General features: G+C 70.6%; 15 protein-coding genes and 1 riboswitch. Of the genes, 4 read left to right on the top strand and 11 right to left on the bottom strand.

Features of this window, described 5'->3' with window-relative positions; translation table 11 throughout:
* Positions 1 to 99: 99 nt before the first annotated feature.
* Positions 100 to 1779 carry a glycerol-3-phosphate dehydrogenase/oxidase gene (locus ACFYWJ_RS00435; RefSeq protein ID WP_355271564.1) on the bottom strand — a complete coding sequence of 560 codons (1680 nt, stop codon included), beginning with the start codon at positions 1777 to 1779 and terminating at the stop codon, positions 100 to 102.
* 29 nt (positions 1780 to 1808) lie between these two features.
* Entirely contained in the window at positions 1809 to 3326 is a 1518-nt protein-coding gene (gene glpK, locus ACFYWJ_RS00440) for a glycerol kinase GlpK (protein WP_355271562.1), read from the bottom strand.
* Between the two features lie 117 nt (positions 3327 to 3443).
* Between glpK (ACFYWJ_RS00440) and ACFYWJ_RS00445 the strand changes: the two genes are divergently transcribed.
* A complete protein-coding gene (locus ACFYWJ_RS00445) occupies positions 3444 to 4196 on the top strand; it encodes an IclR family transcriptional regulator (protein ID WP_355271561.1) in 753 nt (250 codons plus the stop codon).
* Between the two features lie 13 nt (positions 4197 to 4209).
* Complete coding sequence (gene glpK / locus ACFYWJ_RS00450) at positions 4210 to 5718, top strand: glycerol kinase GlpK (protein ID WP_355271559.1); 1509 nt, start codon at positions 4210 to 4212, stop codon at positions 5716 to 5718.
* Positions 5719 to 5762: 44 nt separating this feature from the next.
* Here the strand turns inward: glpK (ACFYWJ_RS00450) and ACFYWJ_RS00455 are convergent, their stop codons facing one another.
* The 6 genes from ACFYWJ_RS00455 to ACFYWJ_RS00480 all read right to left on the bottom strand — a co-directional run bounded on the left by ACFYWJ_RS00455 (position 5763) and on the right by ACFYWJ_RS00480 (position 11388).
* On the bottom strand, positions 5763 to 6344 hold the full coding sequence (locus ACFYWJ_RS00455) for a TetR family transcriptional regulator (protein WP_355271557.1): 582 nt from the start codon (positions 6342 to 6344) through the stop codon (positions 5763 to 5765).
* Positions 6345 to 6475: 131 nt separating this feature from the next.
* Positions 6476 to 6871, bottom strand: a complete 396-nt coding sequence (locus ACFYWJ_RS00460; RefSeq protein WP_355271555.1) for a Rid family hydrolase — start codon at positions 6869 to 6871, stop codon at positions 6476 to 6478.
* 82 nt (positions 6872 to 6953) lie between these two features.
* Positions 6954 to 7847: a hypothetical protein gene (locus tag ACFYWJ_RS00465; protein WP_355271553.1), complete on the bottom strand. Its 894-nt coding sequence runs from the start codon at positions 7845 to 7847 to the stop codon at positions 6954 to 6956.
* 88 nt (positions 7848 to 7935) lie between these two features.
* A complete protein-coding gene (locus ACFYWJ_RS00470) occupies positions 7936 to 9072 on the bottom strand; it encodes an MFS transporter (RefSeq protein WP_355271741.1) in 1137 nt (378 codons plus the stop codon).
* A gap of 134 nt (positions 9073 to 9206) precedes the next feature.
* Positions 9207 to 10043 (bottom strand): hypothetical protein, encoded by an 837-nt coding sequence (locus tag ACFYWJ_RS00475; RefSeq protein WP_387160440.1) that lies wholly within the window; start codon positions 10041 to 10043, stop codon positions 9207 to 9209.
* Between the two features lie 127 nt (positions 10044 to 10170).
* Positions 10171 to 11388, bottom strand: a complete 1218-nt coding sequence (locus tag ACFYWJ_RS00480; protein ID WP_218717647.1) for an NADP-dependent isocitrate dehydrogenase — start codon at positions 11386 to 11388, stop codon at positions 10171 to 10173.
* A gap of 245 nt (positions 11389 to 11633) precedes the next feature.
* Here ACFYWJ_RS00480 and ACFYWJ_RS00485 point away from each other — a divergent pair, with 245 nt between their 5' ends.
* Positions 11634 to 12284 carry a hemerythrin domain-containing protein gene (locus ACFYWJ_RS00485; RefSeq protein ID WP_355271550.1) on the top strand — a complete coding sequence of 217 codons (651 nt, stop codon included), beginning with the start codon at positions 11634 to 11636 and terminating at the stop codon, positions 12282 to 12284.
* A gap of 54 nt (positions 12285 to 12338) precedes the next feature.
* Here ACFYWJ_RS00485 and ACFYWJ_RS00490 read toward each other — a convergent pair whose 3' ends face one another.
* The 3 genes from ACFYWJ_RS00490 to ACFYWJ_RS00500 form a co-directional block, all read right to left on the bottom strand.
* Entirely contained in the window at positions 12339 to 16184 is a 3846-nt protein-coding gene (locus ACFYWJ_RS00490; RefSeq protein WP_355271548.1) for a BTAD domain-containing putative transcriptional regulator, read from the bottom strand.
* Between the two features lie 69 nt (positions 16185 to 16253).
* Positions 16254 to 16928, bottom strand: coding sequence for a hypothetical protein (locus ACFYWJ_RS00495; protein WP_355271546.1), 675 nt, complete (start codon positions 16926 to 16928; stop codon positions 16254 to 16256).
* 119 nt (positions 16929 to 17047) lie between these two features.
* Complete coding sequence (locus ACFYWJ_RS00500) at positions 17048 to 18541, bottom strand: MFS transporter (protein WP_355271544.1); 1494 nt, start codon at positions 18539 to 18541, stop codon at positions 17048 to 17050.
* Positions 18542 to 18676: 135 nt separating this feature from the next.
* On the opposite strand from ACFYWJ_RS00500, the gene ACFYWJ_RS00505 reads away from it, so the two are divergent.
* A complete protein-coding gene (locus tag ACFYWJ_RS00505; protein WP_355271542.1) occupies positions 18677 to 19417 on the top strand; it encodes a TetR family transcriptional regulator in 741 nt (246 codons plus the stop codon).
* Positions 19418 to 19480: 63 nt separating this feature from the next.
* Positions 19481 to 19591: riboswitch (SAM riboswitch) on the top strand.
* Positions 19592 to 19660: the final 69 nt, after the last annotated feature.

The raw sequence follows: 19660 nt of genomic DNA on the forward strand, positions 1-19660 counted from the left end.
ACATACAGACCTGTTGGTAAGCGGCAGGCCGCGGTCGCACCGGAATACCGCCGTGGCGACGCCACGCGTGTGCGGCGACGCCACGAGCGGCACCCCGCGTCACCGCACAGCGACCAAGCGCGCGGTGTTCGCGGCGATGTCGTCGCCCGCCTGGTTGGCGGCCAGCTCGGCGTGCACCCGGTCGAAGTAGCGGTTGATCTCGGCGTTGGCCGTCTCGTCGTCCCAGCCGAGCAGCGGCGCGATCAGCCGCGCGATCTCCGGCGCGGCCGCGAGCCCGCGATCCGGAACCTCGATGGAGATGCGGGTGCGGCGGGTGAGCAGGTCGTCCAGGTGCAGCGCGCCCTCGTGGGTCACCGCGTAGACGGCCTCGGCGGCCAGGTAGTCGGGCGCGCCCGGCAGCGGCTGCCGCAGTGCGGGATCACTGGCGACGAGGTCGAAGATATCGGTGGCGAGCGAGCCGTAGCGGCCGAGCAGGTGCTCGACGACCTCGATCGGCAGCCCCACCGTGGCCGCCAGTTCGGCTGTCTCGGCGAGCATTTCGCGGTAGCCGTGCGCACCGACGATCGGCAACTGCGCGGTTCCCGAGGCGGGGATGTCACCGCCGAGGCGCGCGGTGACGGCGTCGACGACGTCGGCGGCCATCACCCGGTAGGTGGTGTACTTGCCGCCCGCGATCACGAACAGGCCGGGCGCGGGCTCGGCGACGGCGTGCTCGCGCGAGAGCTTGGCCGTCTCCTTCGACGCGCCGGTCATCAACGGCCGCAGCCCGGCGTAGGTGCCGACGATGTCGGCCCTGGTCAGCGGCTCGCGCAGCAGCGCATTGACGTGGTCGAGGATGTACTGCACGTCGGCGGCGGTGGCGGTGGGGTGGTTCTTGTCCAGCGACCACGCGGTGTCGGTGGTGCCGATGATCCAGTGCTCAGCCCACGGGATCACGAACAGCACGGACTTCTCGGTGCGCATGATCAGGCCGGTGTGCAGGTCGAGCCGGTCGCGCGGGACCAGGATGTGCACGCCCTTGGACATCCGCACGTGGAACGGGAAGTCGACGCCGGTCATCTTGATCATGTCGTCGGTCCACACGCCGGTCGCGCTGATCACGCTGCGGGCCCGGATCGTGTGAGCGACACCGGTTTCCAGGTCGACCACGTGCGCGCCGACGACTTGCACACCGTCGCGCACCAGGCCGGTGACCCTGGTGCGGGTCAGCACGGTCGCGCCGTGGTCGGCGGCGGTCCTGGCGATCATCATGGTGTGCCTGGCGTCGTCGACCTGGGCGTCGTAGTAGCGGATCGCGCCGGTCATCGCGTCGGGGCGCAGCGCGGGCGCGAGTTCCAGTGCGCCGGAGCGGGTCAGGTGCTTGTGCATGGGGACGGCCCGCGCGCCACCGAGGGTGTCGTAGAGGGCGACGCCCGCGCCGATGTAGGCGCGCTCCCAGACCCGGTGCTGGAGCGGGAACAGGAACGGCACCGGACGCACCAGGTGCGGCGCGAGCGAGTTCAGCAGCAGCCCACGCTCTTTGAGCGCCTCGCGGACCAGCGCGAAGTCCAGCTGTTCCAGGTAGCGCAGGCCACCGTGGATGAGCTTGGACGACCGGCTCGAGGTGCCCGCGGCGAAGTCGCGGGCCTCCACGAGGGTCACCGAGAGACCGCGCGAGGCGGCGTCGAGCGCGGCGCCGGCACCGGTCACGCCACCGCCGATCACCAGCACGTCGACCTCGTGGTCGCCGAGCGCCGCGATCGCCTTGTCGCGGTAGAGGGAGTCCAGGGGAACGGACACGGCTTGCTCCTTGTCGAGGTGATCGTTCATCAGTCGAGTTCGGCCCAGTCGAGGGTGCGTTCGACGGCCTTGAGCCAGCGGCGGTAGCCGCGCTCGCGCTGCTCGTCGGACCAGGAGGGGAACCAGCGGACGTCTTCGTGCCAGTTCGCGAGCAGTTCGTCGGTGGAGTCCCAGACGCCGACCGCGAGGCCGGCCGCGTAGGCGGCGCCGAGCGCGGTGGTCTCGGCGACGACCGGCCGCGAGACCGGGACGCCGAGCAGGTCGGCCTGGATCTGCATGGCCAGCTTGTTCATGGTCACGCCGCCGTCTACGCGCAGCGTCGCCAGCCGCACGCCGGAATCGCGCTGCATTGCCTCGACCACGTCGCGGGTCTGGTAGGCGATGGATTCCAGGGTCGCCCTGGCCAGGTGGGCATTGTTGCTGTAGCGGGAGAGGCCGACCACCGCGCCGCGCGCGTCGGGTCGCCAGTACGGCGCGAACAGCCCGGAGAACGCGGGCACGAAGTACACCCCACCCGCGTCCTCGACCTGGCCGGCCAGGTCCTCGATCTGCGCGGCGCCCGCGATGATGCCGAGCTGGTCGCGCAGCCACTGCACGGCCGAGCCGGTGACCGCGATCGAGCCCTCCAGCGCGTAGACGGGTTTGTCGTCGCCGAACCGGTAGGCGACGGTGGTGAGCAGGCCGTGCGCCGAGCGCACGATGTCGGTACCGGTGTTGAGCATCAGGAAATTGCCGGTGCCGTAGGTGTTCTTGGCCTCGCCCGGCTGGAAACACACCTGCCCGACGCTCGCGGCCTGCTGGTCGCCGAGCACCCCGGCGATCGGGACCGCGCCCTGGAACGGTCCGTCGGGGTCGGTGGTGCCGAAGCCCGCCGGGTTCGACGACGGCGCGATGGCGGGCAGCATCCCGCGCGGGATGTCGAAGACGCGCAGCAGTTCGTCGTCCCAGGCCAGCGTCTCGAGGTCCATCAGCATGGTGCGCGAGGCGTTGGTGGGGTCGGTGACGTGCACGCCGCCGCGGATACCGCCGGTGAGGTTCCAGATCAGCCAGGTGTCGAGGGTGCCGAACAGGGCGTCGCCGCGTTCGGCGTCGGCGCGCACGCCCTCGACATTGTCGAGGATCCAGCGCAGCTTGCCGCCGGAGAAGTAGGGCGCGGGCGGGAGTCCGGTGCGCCGGCGGATCAGGTCGGTGTGACCGGCGGCGTCGAGCGCGGCGATGATCCGGTCGGTGCGAGTGTCCTGCCAGACGATGGCGTTGTAGTACGGGCGGCCGGTGTGGCGGTTCCACACGACCGTGGTCTCGCGCTGGTTGGTGACGCCGATCGCGGCCAGGTCGGCGGCGGTGAGATCGGCCGCGGCGAGCGCGGTCTTGACGACGGTGCGGGTGCGTTCCCAGATCTCGTCGGGGTTGTGTTCGACCCAGCCGGGTCGCGGCATGATCTGCTCGTGTTCGAGCTGATGCCGGGCGACGACGGCGCCGCCGTGGTCGAAAACCATGAAACGCGTCGAGGTCGTGCCCTGGTCGATCGCGCCCACATACCGATTCATCGTGGTCCTTTCGCGCGGGCTCACCGTCGAGCCCGACACCACGCTAGGAACGGCCCGACCGCGCCGCCACGGCTGCCGTTCGACAATGCCGAACGCTCGGGCTGATAGGTTCGGGCGGTGCCGGGTCCGATCCAGTCGATCGAGCGAGCCGCCGCCGTGCTGCGGCTGCTCGCGCGCGGATCGGGACCGATGGCGGTCGGTGAGGTCGCCGCCGCCCTCGACCTGGCCAAACCCACCGCGCACGGCATTCTGCGGACCCTGCTCGGGGTGGGGTTCGTCGACCAGGATCCGGCGACGGGCCGGTATCTGCTCGGGCCGGCGCTGGGTGAACTCGGGACCGATCACCTCGATGTCAACGAACTGCGCTCGCGAGCGATCCACCGCGCCGACGCGCTCGCGTCGCGCACCGGCGAGTCGGTGCGGATGGCGGTCGCTCGGCCCGCCGGGGTGACGGTGGTGCACCACGTGTTCCGGCCGGACAACACCGAGCAGGTGCTCGCGGTCGGCGAGGTGCTACCCGCGCACGCCACCGCACTGGGCAAGGTGCTGCTCGCCTACGATGCCGCGACGAATCCCGGTGCACTGCAATCATTCACGCACCGCACTATCGTCGACCCGACAGCGCTGGACCGCGCGATCGGCGAGGTCAGGCGGACCGGCTGGGCAGGCGAGGTCGAGGAATACCGCTCCGGCGAGGCGGGCATCGCCGCACCGATCCGGGCTCGAGGAGGACTGGTGGTCGCCGCCATCGGGATCTCGGGACCGACGGATCGGCTGTGCGACAACCGGTTGCGGATCCGGCCCGCACCCGTGGAGCTGGTGCGCGCCGCCGCCCAGGCCGTGCATCGCGATCTCGGGGCGGCACGATGAACGGGAGGCTCCGGTGACGCAACGGTATGTGCTCGCCCTCGACCAGGGCACCACCTCCACCCGCTGCATCGTCTTCGATCGGCACGCCAGGCTGGCCGGGCTGGCCCAGCGGGCCCACCGTCAGCGCTATCCGCGCTCGGGGTGGGTCGAGCAGGACGCGCTGGAGATCTGGCGGACGGTCGAGAAGATCGTGCCCGCGGCGCTGCGCGATGCCGGGATCACCGTCGAGCAGGTGGCGGCGATCGGGATCGCCAATCAGCGCGAGACCACCGTGGTGTGGGATCGCGCGACCGGGATACCGGTGCGGCCCGCCATCGTCTGGCAGGACATCCGCACCGAGGAACTCGTCGAGCGGTTCCGGGAAATGCCCGGCGCGCACCGGATCACGGAGCTGAGCGGGCTGCCGCTGGCCACCTACTTCGCCGCGCCCCGGCTGCGCTGGCTGCTCGACCACGTCGACGGACTGCGGGCGCGGGCCGAACGCGGCGAGGTGCTGTTCGGGACCATGGAGTCCTGGCTGATCTGGAACCTCACCGGCGCGCACGTCACCGATGTCACCAATGCCGGGCGCACGCTGCTGATGAACCTGGCGACCCGGCAGTGGGACGCGGAACTGTTGCGTTTCTTCGACATTCCGCGCGCCATGCTCCCCCGCATCGAACCATCGACCGGCGATTTCGGGACCGCCCGCACGGTCGCGCCCGGCGTCCGGATCGGCGCCGCCCTCGGCGACCAGCACGCCGCGCTGTTCGGCCAGACCTGCTTCGCGCCCGGCGAGACCGAATGCACCTACGGCACCGGCGGATTCCTGATGATGAACACCGGCGCCGAACTGATCCGCTCCCGGCACGGACTGCTCACCACCATCGGCTACCAGGTCGGACCCGACCCGGTGTACGCGCTGGAGGGCCCGATCGCGGTCACCGGATCGCTGGTGCAGTGGCTGCGCGACATCGTCGGCCTGATCGCCACCGCGCCCGAGATCGAGACCCTCGCGAGCACCGTCGACGACAACGGCGGCTGCTACCTGGTCCCCGCCTTCTCCGGGCTCTACGCACCGCACTGGCGCAGCGACGCGCGCGGGCTGCTGATCGGGCTGACCTCCTACGTCACCAAGGGCCATCTGGCGCGCGCGGTGCTCGAGGCCACGGCCTGGCAGACCCGCGATGTCGTCGAGGCGATGAACGCCGACGCCGGACTGCGGGCGACATCGCTGCGGGTGGCGGGCGGGATGGCGGCCAACAATCTGCTCATGCAGATCATCGCCGACGTCCTGGGCGTTCCGGTGATGCGCCCGCTGGTGACCGAGACGGTCTCGCTCGGCGCGGCCTACGCGGCCGGACTCGCCGTCGGGTACTGGCCGGATCTGCAAGGGCTGCGGCGCAATTGGCGGGTGGCGGCGCAGTGGGTGCCGCAGGCCGAGCGCGCCGTGCGCGACGAGGAGTACGAGCGGTGGCAGCGGGCGGTGCAGCTCAGCGTCGGCTGGGCCCGACCGGCGGGCAGTACGTCGGCCGAGCGATAGCCCCGCACGATCCCGACCGGTCGTTCACGAATACGGACGTGGACTCAGCCCAGGATCGAGACGGCCACCCGGCCCGCGTCGCGCAGGCGGGTGGCGGAATTGGGCGCGCGCTCGAGCACCCAGACGCCCTGGAAGAAGACGACCAGGAAGCGGGCCATGGCCCTGGCGTCCGCGTCGGGTGGCAGTTCCTCCTGCGCGCGGGCGCGCGACAGCGCGGAGAACAGCGCCGTTTCGGTGCGCGCCCAGCTGGATTCGACCAGCCTGGCGACGTCGGCGTCGCGGGCGGCGAGCTCGACCGCGGCGGTCGTCACCAGGCAGCCGAGGAATCTGTCCGGCGCGCAGGACTCGCGCACGACCTGGTCGACCAGCTCGCGGATCGCGGGCAGCGCCGGTCCGGGCTGGGCCAGGACCGCGGTGATCATCTCGTCGACGCGTTCCAGATGGCGTTGCAGCGCCATCATGAAAAGTTCGTGTTTGCTGCCGAACGTGGCGTAGATACAGCCCCTGGCGATCCCGAGATGCTCGATCAGATCCGCGATCGAGGTCGTCTCGTAGCCGCGCTGCCAGAACAGCTCCAGCGCGCGGTCCAGGACCACATCGGGGTCGAATTCTTTGGTACGCGCCACTTTCCGAGCATACCAACGTCTATTGCGACCGATTGGTCAAGTATGCGAGACTGCGAGTCCCGCACTGCCTGTCCGCGGCGGGTTCGTGCGCGCACTCGCCGCCGGGGCGGTCGGCGAGTGCGCGACGCGCGTCAGCCCAGTGCCGCGAGGGCGTCTACCTCGAACAGCATGCCCGGCAGCGCGAGCGCGGCGACCCCGAGCAGGGTCTGCGCGGGTGGACGATCACCCCAGATCTCGGCGATCTTGGCGCCGAGCACCTGCAGCTTGTCCAGGTCGTGGTCGACGATGAACGTGCGCAACTGCGCGACGTCGGCGTAGTCCGCGCCCGCGGACCGCAGGGCGATCCCCAGATTCACGAACGCCCGATCCACCTGCTCACCGAAATCGGTACTGGTGGTGTGCCCTTCGGCGTCGGAGTCGTACTGCCCCGCGATGACGACCAGTTCACCGGTCACCCGCGCGACATGGCTGTACCCGAACCCCGTCGGATCGTGCAGCTCGGACGGGTTGCTGATCACTACTGACATGACACCTTCTCCTCTTGCCGAATGTTGCGCACCGAGAAGACGATGTGGCGGGCCGAAGTGTGACACCGCGCCCGTGGGGGCGTCAGTCGAAGAGTTCTTCTGCCCGCGTGGCGGTTACGGCCTGCACCAACCAGGCGTTGAGCTGATCGATATCGGTGCATTCGGCGAGCGTGGTGCGTTGCGCCACGGACAGCTCGAGCCCGCGGGCGGTCAGCACGGTGCGAACGGCGTGGGCGGCTTCCTCCGCGCGCCCTTCCTCTCGGCCTTCTTCGCGCCCTTCTTCACGACCTTTGGCCACATATTTGGTGGCGATGCGGCCACGGTATTCGGGAGAGCTCTTCACAAGTTCCTCCAGACGTCGGCTCGCCGCAACGGTCAACTCGTCGTCGACCAGATCAAGGTACATTTTCACACGTTCATCGTCGGTTTTCATCAGCCCGGCGAGAAAGGCCGAGAGCACCTCGTCCATCTGCGGACCGGCCCCGTGCGCGATCGCCGACAGCGTCGCGCGTTCTGGACTCCGCCGGGCTTCGTCGGGATCGGTCACGATGGGAAACCGGTCGGGTCCGAGCACCCGCGGGTGGATGACCGACCCGTTGGGATCGAGTTCGATCGGATTCGAGGCCCACTTCGCGACCTGTCGGCTGGGCGTCACCACCAGCAACACGGCTTGGCAGCGCAAGCGCGATCGCAGCGTGGTGACGTAGACGGGCCATTTCCAGCGCCGATCGTCCTTGCAACTCAGCTGGACCTCGACGCATACGCCGAGTACCGGCCGATTTCGGTCATCGCAGGTGCTGAGCGCGAAATCGCCGCGATACTCCTTGGGCCCGATGTCGGTGAAGTCGCACGGCTCCGCCCGCATCTCGGCTTGCTCGGGCAGCCGCATTCCGAATTGTTCGACCAGCAGCGACGGAGCCAGGGTGATGTCTGTGCGGAAGAGGTCAAGCAAGCCTTCGTGCAGGTAGCTCGGCATGCAGCGCACCGTATAGCCGAGGAGCGGAGGTCCGAAATCGGTACGGCGTGTTGTGCACGACGCCGGAGTGGGACCTCCAGCCGGGTGGTCAGGCCGAGCGGCGAGCCGCCCAGACGGTGATGGTGAAGAGGGCGACGCCGAGGATTGCCAGGAGGGCGCCGACGGCGGCGGGGGCGGTGTAGCCGAGGCCTGCTGCGATGACGAGGCCGCCTAGCCAGGCGCCCGCGGCGTTGGCGATGTTGAGGGCGGCGTGGTTGAGGGCGGCGGCGAGGGTCTGGGCGTCGGCGGCGACGTCCATCAGGCGGGTCTGCAGGCCGGGGGCCAGGGCCGCGCCGGACGCGCCGACCAGGAAGGCGCCGATCGAGGCGGTGATCGGGTTGTGCGCGGCCAGGACGAAGCCGGCCAGGATGACCACCATCGCGATCATCCCGACGAAGATCGAGCGGTCGACGCCGCGATCGGCCAGCACGCCGCCGAGGATGTTGCCCGCCACCATGCCGAGGCCGAACAGGGCCAGCACGATCGGGACGGTGCCGATCGCCATGCCCGCCACGTCGGTCATCGTGGTGGCGATGTAGGTGTAGACGGCGAACATGCCGCCGAAGCCGATCGCGCCGACGGCCAGGGTGAGCAGCACCTGCGGGCGGCGCAGCGCGCCGAGTTCGGTCAGCGGGTTGGTGACCTTCATGCCGGTCAGGCTGGGCACGAACCGCCACAGCGCGGCCACCGTGGCCACGCCGATCACGGCGACCACGACGTAGGCGTCCCGCCAGCCCAGATGCTGACCGAGCCAGGTCGCGCCCGGCACCCCGATCACATTCGCCACGCTCAGCCCGAGCATCACCGCCGCCACCGCCTTGGCCCGCTGCCCGACCGGCGCGAGGGTGGCCGCCGCCAGCGAAGCGACACCGAAGTAGGCGCCGTGCGGCAGACCGGAGACGAACCGGGCCGCCACCAGCGTGCCGAAGGTCGGGGCGAGCACCGTCGCCGCATTGCCCACGGTGAACGCGGCCATCAGTGCGATGAGCAGCTTCTTGCGCGGCACCCGGGCGCACAGCGCCGCGATCAGCGGCGCCCCGACCACCACCCCCAGCGCGTAGGCCGACACCGCGTGCCCGGCCGCCGGCTCGGAGATGTCGAAGTCGGCCGCGATATTCGGCAGCAGCCCCATGGTCACGAACTCGGTCGTCCCGATCCCGAACCCACCCAGCGCGAGCGCCAGCATCGCGGGCACATGCCAGCTCGTACGCGGCGTCTCGACGAGACCGGGCGCGGAAACGGAAGAAGTCACGCCTCCATGCAACGGGCCCCACTCCCCGATCGCTACCCGAGCCGAACGTGAGTTATCCCACCCACGGCTCAGGCACCGCCGAGCTCGCCCGCCTGGACCCGGTCGAGGCCGGTCTCGGTACCGAGTTCGCGGCGACGATCGGCATCGGCGCGATAGAACTGGAGCAGGTGGTAGAGCAGCGCCGGGTCGATCCGGTGCGCGGTCGCGTTCACCCGGATCTGCCCGGCCGTGGCGCCGCCGCGCCGCACCAGTCGGGTGCGCCGGACCGTGACGAGGTCGCGCGAGTGGACCACGACCACCCGATGGCGGTTCTCCTCGGTGGGCACGATGGCGGCGATGTCGTCCCAGCTGGTGGTCTGGTGGGTGAATCCGGACTCGACGGCGAGACCCTCGGGTCCGAGGCGTACCCCGAGCCGATAGCGCAGCCATCGCGCGATCGTCCATCCGCCGTAGACACCGAGCCCGCTCAGGGCCAGCCCGGCGAGCAGCACGCAGTAGTTCCACACGTGGTCGAGTTCACGGTTCGGTTCCTGAACGGTCAGCACGAGCACGAGCACGCAGGATGTCCACAGGCTTCCACCGAGCACGAGGCCGAGCGGGGCGATCAGGGCGCTCCGCCGAGCGGGGAGGTACATCGCCGGTTCCTGCGTGATGGTCATGCGAGGCACGCGACGCCGCCGCACCCGCAGGAACACGGGCAGCACGAACAACCCGGACCCACACATCAGGGCTCCCGCCCCACAGAACACGGCCAGCAGCGGATCGGACTCGCCGACCGCCGAGAAGACGCCCGACAGGAACAGCAAAGTCCCCGGTACGAAGAACCCCGCGATCACGGCGACCATCGGATAACCGGGCCGCTCGGACCCGAAGCCCGCAGGCCATGGCAACAGATCACGATCCACGATCCCCCCTCGACAACGAACGACCCGATGAGTTGATCACGACGGAAAAGGCGCTCGCATCGGGTTCGATGCGAGCGCCTTTCTCAGCCGTGCGGGTTCCGCGGTTCGGCGCGGAGCCTCGGCTATCTCACTTCAGCGCGCGGGCCAGGTTGACGTCCAGGGCGCCGAGGAATTCCTCGGTGCTCAGGTAGCCCTGGTCGCCGCCGACGAGCAGCGCCAGGTCCTTGGTCATCTGGCCGCCTTCGACGGTCTTGATGACGACGTCCTCGAGCGCCTGCGCGAAGCCGATCACCTCGGGGGTGTTGTCCAGCTTGCCCCGGTGCTCCAGGCCACGGGTCCAGGCGAAGATCGACGCGATCGGGTTGGTCGAGGTCGGCTTGCCCTGCTGGTGCTGGCGGTAGTGCCGGGTGACGGTGCCGTGCGCGGCCTCGGCCTCACAGGTCTTGCCGTCCGGGGTGAGCAGCACCGAGGTCATCAGGCCCAGCGAGCCGAAGCCCTGGGCCACGGTGTCGGACTGCACGTCGCCGTCGTAGTTCTTGCAGGCCCAGACGTAGCCGCCCTCCCACTTCATGGAGGAGGCGACCATGTCGTCGATCAGGCGGTGCTCGTAGGTAAGGCCCGCCGCGTCGAACTCGGCCTTGAACTCGGCGTCGAAGACTTCCTGGAAGGTGTCCTTGAACATGCCGTCGTAGGCCTTGAGGATGGTGTTCTTCGTGGAGAGGTACACCGGGTAGTTCTGCTGCAGGCCGTAGTTGAACGAGGCCCGCGCGAAGTCCTCGATGGACTTCTTGAAGTTGTACATGCCCATGACGACGCCGCCGTCCTCGGGCATCTTCACGACCTCGTGCACGATCGGCTCGCTGCCGTCCTCCGGCGTGAAGGTCAGCGTGACGGTGCCCGCCTCGTAGACCTTGAAGTCGGTGGCGCGGTACTGGTCGCCGAAGGCGTGGCGGCCGATGATGATCGGCTTGGTCCAGCCGGGCACCAGGCGGGGCACGTTGGAGATGATGATCGGCGCGCGGAAGATGGTGCCACCCAGAATGTTACGGATGGTGCCGTTGGGCGAGCGCCACATCTTCTTGAGGCCGAACTCCTTCACCCGCGCTTCGTCGGGGGTGATGGTGGCGCACTTCACGCCGACGCCGTACTTCTTGATGGCGTTCGCGGCATCGACGGTGACCTGGTCGTCTGTCTTGTCGCGGTACTCGATGCCGAGGTCGTAGTACTCGAGGTTCACGTCGAGATACGGGTGGATCAGCTTGTCCTTGATGAACTGCCAGATGATCCGGGTCATCTCGTCGCCGTCGAGTTCTACGACGGTACCTTCAACCTTGATCTTGGACATGGATCTTCGTGTCCTCCTAGGATGGTGCCCTCATTGCACGGCCAGGCGAACACGCTTGTGAGCGGACCCCAGCTGTTCCAACAGACAACGTATATGCCCCGCGTTGTCTGCGGGACGTGTGGTGCAAACAAGACGAGCGTACTGCTGCCCCCTACCTCACCGCGATGGGAGGGCCCGCTGTGCGGGACTCCGCCTGCGCAGCGGACGGCAAACGGGTCGCAAGTGACCGCGGGCACTGTCGGGTGATGACCGACATACGCTCGACTCCCAACCTACTCGGCATGCGCCTGGCCCATCGCGCAATGCTCGCCGATACCGCCCGGTTCGCCGTTCTGGCCGGGGAGCTCGGCGCGATCCGGACACCGTGTCCACCCCGCCGTGCCCGCGCGATCGCGGACTATCTCGGCCTGCTGTGCGACTCCATCCACCATCACCATCGCATCGAGGACGAGGTGCTCTGGCCCGCGCTGACCGCCGCTGCGGGCGACGCGATCGAGCTCAGGGAGCTCACCGACGACCACGCCCAGCTCGACCCGGCGCTGGCCGAGATCAGGACGCTCAGCGCCGACCTGGTCGCCCGGCGCCCGGGGGCCGCCGCCGCGCTGGCCGAGCGGCTGACCCGGCTGCACACCGTGCTCGACGAGCACATCGCCGACGAGGAGCGGACGGTCTTCCCGGTCGTCACCGAGTACCTGACCACCGCGCAGTGGGCCCAGGTCGAGGCGGCGGCCCGCAAGGGCGCGGTGCTGAGTTTCGAGGTGCCGCGGATGGCGGCGGTCTGCACGCCCGAGGAGTTGGCCGAGGTGACCGGGGACGGCGGGTTGCCGTTACGGGTGATGCTGAGGGTGTTCGGGGTTCGGTACCGGCGGCGCGAGCGGGTGCTGGCGGGCGAGTGAGTGCCGCTGCCAGGTCCGGTGGCAGCCGTGCGCGGGCGGGTCGCCGAGGTGTGGCTACGCGGTCGCCGACGAACCGTCGCCCGCCTGGTCTGTGGCGGCGCCCGCGTTGTCGAGTGCGGCCAGTTCTCCGGCGACGGCGGCGAGGACTTCCTCGGCCGCGACGCGGTGCCGGACAGCGGCGGCGTGGTTGCCCAGCCGGTCGGCCAGTTCGGCCAGGACGATGTCGACCGGACCGAAGGCGACCGACCCGGAGTCCATGCCCGCGATGGTGCCCGCTCGCGGCAGCAGGTCCTGATAGAGCCGCCGGGCCGCCTCGACCGTGCCGATCCGGGCGACCACCCTGGCCTCGAACACCGACATCGCGCACCAGTAGTAGTCACGCAGGACCGGAACACCCTCGCCGAGCAGCGCGGCCGCTCGCTCGGTGTCTCCCGCGTCGAGCAGGGCCAGCATGTACGCGGGCCTGAGCGCGTGCGGTGCGGCCGCGTTCAGCGCGGCGTAACCGTCGAGGCCGGGTGCGAGGTCGCCGCGCGCCCAGCCGGTCATCATCTCGGCCAGCAGGACCAGTTCGGCGCCGTTGGCGTGACCCGCCGCGATCATCTGCGCGCTGAGGTCGGCATCGATGGCCCCGGCGGTCGCGAAGTCGCCGCGCAGTGCGGCGAGCACCGCCAGATGCGCGGTGGAGACGACCAGCAGCGGGCCGAGCTGGCCGCCCTCGGCGCAGTCGAGCGCCTTGGCGATCTCGGCCCGCGCGGCGACGAGCCTGCCCGCACCCGAGGCGACGAGGAAGCGCACGAAATGCGCGACCGCCTGGTACTCCGGCAGACCCGCCTCGGTCGACACGCGCAGCAGCTCGTCGGCCAGGTCGCCGCGTTCCGGCCACAGATCGGGACCGAGCGCGACGAACGCCCTGGCATTGAGTGCGGCGCACAGCGATTCGGGATCGCCGAGCTCGCGCGCCGCGCGCAGGGCCTCGGCGGAGCAGGCGAAGGCGTGCGGGTTGTCGAAGCCGACGACTTCGAAGGCGGTGGCGACGAGCAGCCGGATTCGCAGGTCCGGCGCTGTCGTGCGGGTCAGCGCGGCGGCCAGATCGGCCCGCATGGCACGGTCGGGAGCACCGCGTTCCCGGCTGGTCCAGATCGTGGGGGCGCGCCAGCAGGTGAGGACCGCGACGACGGGATCGGTGGTGATCTGGGCATCGTCCCCGGTGACGGGCTGCGCGTCGGTGCCGGGCGCGAGAGTGCGGGCGGTCGCCAGGGCTTCGGCGCGCAGGATGCGGGCCTGTTCGTCGTTTCCGCCGTAGGCGAGGGCGTTGACCAGTGCGCAGGTGGTCGACAGGGCCGCGAGGCGATCCGCACGCGGCGCCGTGGCGTCGACGTGTCCTGCGCGCGTGTGCAATTCGAGAGCGGAGCGCCACAGTGGCTCGGCGTCCTGGTGGGCGCGGCGGGCGGTGCGCCTGCGGGCGGCGGCGCGGACGTAGCGCAGCGCACGGGTCGCGTTCGCGGTGCCCGCGCCGGCGATGGCGTGGTGCGCCATGGCGTCGAGGTCGACTGTGGCGGTATCGGATTCGAGGTCGGCCGGGGTCGCGCCGGTGCGGCGTTCGAGGAGTTCCAGGGCCGACCAGTGCAGCCTCGCGCGGCGCAGGGCGGGGATGTCGCCGTAGACGGCGTCGCGGATCAGGGCGTGGGCGAAGGTGATCCGGTCGGTGCCGGTGATGCGGACGAGCCCGGCGACGGTGACGGTGTCGACCAGGTCGATCAGGGTGTCCTCCGGCTCGGCGGTCAGCTCGAGCAGGGTGTCGAAGTCGATGTCGTCGCCCCAGACGGCGGCCAGGCGCAGGGCGCGGGCCGCGCCCGCGGGCAGCCGGGCGATTCGGCGGCTCAGCACATCGCGCACGCCATCCGGCACGGCATGCAGGTCGCCCACCGCCGCAGCGAGTTTGGCGACCTCGCGGACGAACAGCGGGTTTCCACCGGTCCGCTCGCGCAACCGCTCGGCGGTGTCGTCATCGATGGACCCCAACCCGGCACGGGCCGCGACCGCGCGCACGGCCGCGGTATCCAGACCACCCAGCTCCAACCGGCGACCGGTCGTGGCCGCCAGCGCCGCGGCCGTAGCCCGCACCCCCGCGTCCGCCTCGGACCCACGAGCGGTGACCAGGACCAGCACCGGCCGATGTGCGAGCCAGGCCACCAGCTGCCGCAGGATCTGCAAGGTAGCGCTGTCGGCGCGATGGACATCTTCGAGAACCACCAGCACAGGCCCGTCGGCCAGTCGCTGCCCACACGCCAGGGCCACCGCCTGCGCGATGGCGAACGGCCCCGCCTGCGCGCCGAGCCCATCCGGCACCGGACCTGCCGACGCCCGCGCGCCGAGCCCATCGAGCAGATGTATCCAAGCCCAGGCGGCGGGCGCGCCGTCGACTTCGGGACACGCCGCGCTCACGACGGTCCATCCGTCGGCGGCGAGTGCCCAGGCCAGCGATTCGGCCTGGGTGGTCTTGCCCGCGCCCGCTTCCCCTTCCAGCCACACCACCCTGGCCCGCCCGTGCGCCACCACCTCGGTGGCCTCGGCGAGCAGCGCCGCCCGTTCGGCGTCGTAGCCGACCGCGACCCCGCCGAACCGCGTGCGCGTGCCCGGCTGATCCGAACCGCTGCCGACCCGGGCGGCATTCGCCGCGCCCGCTCCCGCACTCGCCGATGCCTCCGGGGCGTCGCCGACGAGTCGCGTGGGCTGTCCCGCGAGGTGGTCGGTGAGCGATCCGGCCTTCGCGAGTGCACTCGTCGACGTCACCGGGTCCGCGTCGTCGGCGGGCCGCACGGCTTCGGCCGAATTGATCGCCGAGCCCCTCGAATCTCCACCATCGGCGGGCTGTGCTCGTCCAACAGGCGGTTGCGCCGGATCGGGCTGGACCAGTCCGGCCGATGGTCGCGCCGGATCGGGCTGCGCTGATCCGGCCCAGGGTCGCACCTCATCGGCCTGCACCGGTCCCGCCCAGGGCCGCACCTCATCGGCCTGCGCCAGTGCCGGCGCTGGTCGTGCCGGATCGGACTGCGCTGATCCAGCCGATCGTCGCACCGGGTCGGCCGGGTGATCAGGGCCGGTCGACGCCTTCTCCGGATCGGCGGGGTGCCTCGCGCCGGTCGAGTGGGGCGGCTCGGCGGTCGGTGGCAGGTCCAGTTCCGGGGCGTGGGTGAGGATCGCGGTTTCGAGGGCGGCCAGGGCCGGGCCGGGGCGGACGCCGAACTCGGTGTCGAGGTAGGCGCGGACCCGGCGGAGAGTGGCGAGGGCGTCGAGCTGGCGGCCGAGGCGGTACTGGGTGAGCGCCAGGAGGCGGGCGGCGTGCTCGCGGTCGGGGTGGTCGGTGACGTGGGGATGCAGCAGCGCCAATGCCTCGTCGGGGTGGCCGAGGGCCAGTGCCGCTTCGGCGCGGCGTTCGACGGCGACACGGTGGAGTTCGTGCAGGCGGGCGGCTTCCGGGAGCACCCAGTGGGCCGTGGCGAAGGCGGCGTACGGCTCGCCGTGCCAGCACGACAGCGCGTCGCCGAGCACCCCGTAGCGCCGCGCCGGGTCGACGCGATCGCTGTCGGCCAGCAGGCGTTCGAACTGCCACGCGTCGACCGCGGACCGGTCGAGGCGCAGGGCGTAACCGGGGGCCTCGGAGATCAGCACGGTGGCCGGGGCGCGGGGCGGGCGATCGGGCTCGAGGGCGCGGCGCAGGTAGGAGATGTGGGCCTGGAGGGCGCCGAGGGCCTTGGGCGGCGGGTCGCCCGCCCAGAGGTCGTCGATCAGGCGATCGGTCGACACCACCTCGCCGCCGGCGAGGACCAGGCGGGCCAGGAGCGCGCGCTGACGCGGTCCACCCAGATCGGCGGGCCGGTCCCCCACCTCGACCCGCAACGGGCCGAGTACTTCGATGCGTACGGCGGGCGTGCCGCCGTACGGTCCCTCGTGTTCGATGCGGTCAATTTACCTGGCGATACGCACCCCCGCGATGCCGATCGCCATACCCTGGGCGACGGTTCCCGGGATGATCCACCACCCTTCGGCGCCCGGCAGCACCCCGGGCAGCATCGCCGCGAGCGTCATGGCCAGCGTGCCCAGGATGATCAGCACGCCCGACCAGCGACCGAACACCGCGGCGGGCCGGATCAGCGCGTACACCGCGAGCAGGACGAACCCGAGCAGCAGCGCCAGCGACAGCGGCGCGAGCACCGCGGCCGAGGCGTCGGAGATCTCGGTGGCGGCGTGGTGGTCGAGCTGGGTGCTGACGAACACCTCGTGATAGGCCCCGATCGGGATCACCACCGCCAGCCCGGCGAACAGCAAGCCGTGCGCGAGCGTGAGCATCTTGCTCGGCCACTCGTCACCCGGTCCGCGGACGGCCCGGATCAGCGCGGGTAGCCCGACCGCCATCAGCACCGCGCCGACGGCGAAGGTGAGATGCGCGGCCGCCCAGGTCGGCGCCTGCTCGGCGGACTCGACATGTTCCAGCGGGTGCATCAGGTTGCCCACGGCCCACAGGAGCGCGCCGACGGCCAGGACCAGGGCCCGGCCCCGGTCCCGACTCCCCGGCGGGACGGGGCTCGACGCGCGGTCGACCGGATGCGTGTTGTTCGCCTCAGCGGCGGTCTCGATAGTCATGAACAGAGCGTGCGCACGACCGATTGGCGCCCACTTGCGAACGAATTGCGATCGCCTCGACCGGTGGACGGCCGAAACCCCGCGGACCGGAAAGGCCCGCGGGGCTCGGTGCGCCGGACTCAGACCGCGATCGGCACCCGGGCGGCGTGCTCGTCGCCTTCGATCAGGTTCTCCGGCTTGTCCCTGATCATCACCGCGATCACCACGGCGGCGACGAGGAAGAAGCCGGCGCCGACGTAGAACGCGACGTCGTAGCTGTAGATCGAGGCACGCTCGACGAGGTGGTCGACGGTCGGATTGTCGGTCGCGTAGTTCTTCGCGGCCTGCACCGACAGCGTCGTCAGCAGCGCCGTGCCGACCGCGCCGCCGACCTGCTGGGCGGCGTTGAGCAGGGCGCTGGCCACCCCGGAGTCCTCGGCGTCGACCTGATGCAGCGCGACGGCCTGCATGCCGACGAACAGCGGGCCCATGCCGAGCGCGATCAGCAGCTGCGCGGGCAGCACGCTCAGCGCGTAGCCGTCGCCGTAACCGAGCTGGGCCAGCCACAGCAGGCCGACGGTGCCGAGCAGCGCGCCGACGACCATCAGCGGACGCGGGCCGAGCTTGGGCATCAGCGCGCTGGTGACGCCGGCCGAGACCGCGATGCCCACCGGGAACGGCAGGAACGCGACGCCCGCTTTCAGGGGCGAGTAGCCGAGCGTGTTCTGGTAGTAGAAGCTCAGGAACAGGAACATCGCGAACATGGCGATCGGGATGAGCAGCGCGGCCAGCAGCGCGCCGCCCCGGTTGACCTCCCCCGGAATCCGCAGCGGCAGGAGCGGATTCGACGACCGCGCCTCGATGACGACGAAGGCGATCAGCAGCGCGAAGCCCGCCCCGAGCAGGCCGAGCGTGCTGCCGGCGAGCCAGCCGTCCTCGGCGGCCCGGCTGAATCCGTAGACGATCGACACCAGCCCGAGCGTCACCGTGACGGCGCCGGGCAGGTCGTAGCCGCCGAGGCGCGGCGCGGGCACATCGCGCACGATGACCGCCAGCGCGCCGAGCAGCGCCACGATCGCGACCGGGGTGTTCATCAGCAGCGTCCAGCGCCACGACACGTACTCGGTGAGCGCACCGCCCACGATCAGCCCGAACGCGACCCCGCCTGCCGAGATGCCGGCGAACACCGCGAACGCGCGGGCTCGCTCCTTCACGTCGGTGAAGGTCACCGACAGCAGCGACAGCGCCGAGGGCGCGAGCAGCGCGGCGAAGGCGCCCTGCAGACCGCGGCCGAGGAACAGCTGCAACCCGTCCTGGGCGAGTCCGGCCAGGGCCGACGCGGCGGCGAACCCGACCAGGCCGATCAGGAAGATCCGCCTGCGCCCGAGGTAGTCGGCCATCCGGCCGCCGAGCAGCAGCAGGCCGCCGAAGATCAGCGTGTAGGCGGTGAGCGCCCACTGTTTGTCGCCCTCGCTGATGCCGAGGTCTTTCTGGGCGAACGGGAGCGCGATCGTCACGACGGTGGCGTCGAGGATCACCATCAGCTGTGCGGAGGCGAGCACGGCCAGCGCCCACCAGCGTCTCGAATTCGATTGCGGATCAGTCTGTTTCGCTGCTGTTTCGATGCCGGTCACCACGGACTCCTAGTCACTCGAAGGCTCGCGCTCAATCCTGGCACCGTGGGACAATTGGCGTCAAGAGCAAAATGTCTGACTGCGCCATTTGTCGTGAAAAGACAGACGAATCGGACGGGACGGTAGGCTGGAGAGATGCTGGACTCGACCACTCCGATCACCGGCGACCGGATGACCGAACCGGCAGGCCCGCTCGCGGCCCGCCACGCCCCGACCGGCCTGCGCGAGCGCAAGAAGCGCCAGACCAGGGCCGCGATCGTCGAGATCGGGCTGAGCCTGTGCGACGCGCAGGGATTCGACGCAACGACGGTCGAGCAGATCGCCGCGGGCGCCGACGTCTCCCCGCGCACGGTCAACCGGTACTTCCCGATGAAGGAAGACATCGTGCTCGCCCCGATCGACGATTTCGGGCTCACCGTGGCCGAGGCGCTGGGCGAGCAGCCGCGCACCGGCGACGAACTCGGCGCGCTGTGCGGCGCCTACCTGCAGGTCGTCGATTCCGAGGCCGACGCCGACGGCGTGCGGTTCCTGCGCCAGTTCCTGCAGATGCAGCGGATCATGCGGTCCAGCCAGGCCGTGAACGCGCGCGCCCTCGAGTACGCCGAGAAGAAGAACGTGGCGGTCTGCGCCCAGCTGGCCGAGCGGATGTCCACCACGCCCGACGACTTCTCGGTCCGGCTGGTGGCGGGCACCTGGCAGATGCTGTGTCACCTCTCGATCGCCGCGGTCGAGGACGGGCTGCTGAGCGCGACGCCGGAGGCCGCCGCGCAGGTCACCAAGGCCGCCATCCTGCGCGCCTACCACGAGCTCCGCCGCATCTGCGGCGCCAGGCCCGAGGCCGACACGCCAGGGCTCGGCACACCGGCGGCGGAGTGATCCAGGCGACGAAACCGGGGGAAGTTTCCGCGCGGACGCAACGGCCGGTTAACATGACGGCAAGGTCATGAGTACCAGCGCCAAGCCCCGGCTCGCTGGTCGGCAACCCTCCAGCTGCGGTGGGGTGCTCCGGGTGATGACCGGGCTCCCGACGGTCGGGAGCAAGCGCGCATCGCAGGAGGCCCCCATGTGTTGTTGTCCGTCGATCCAACCCATCTGACGCGATACCCCGGCGAACAACCC

Origin of the sequence: Nocardia sp. NPDC003269, assembly GCF_042888005.1 — a bacterium.
Taxonomy (GTDB): Bacteria; Actinomycetota; Actinomycetes; order Mycobacteriales; family Mycobacteriaceae; genus Nocardia.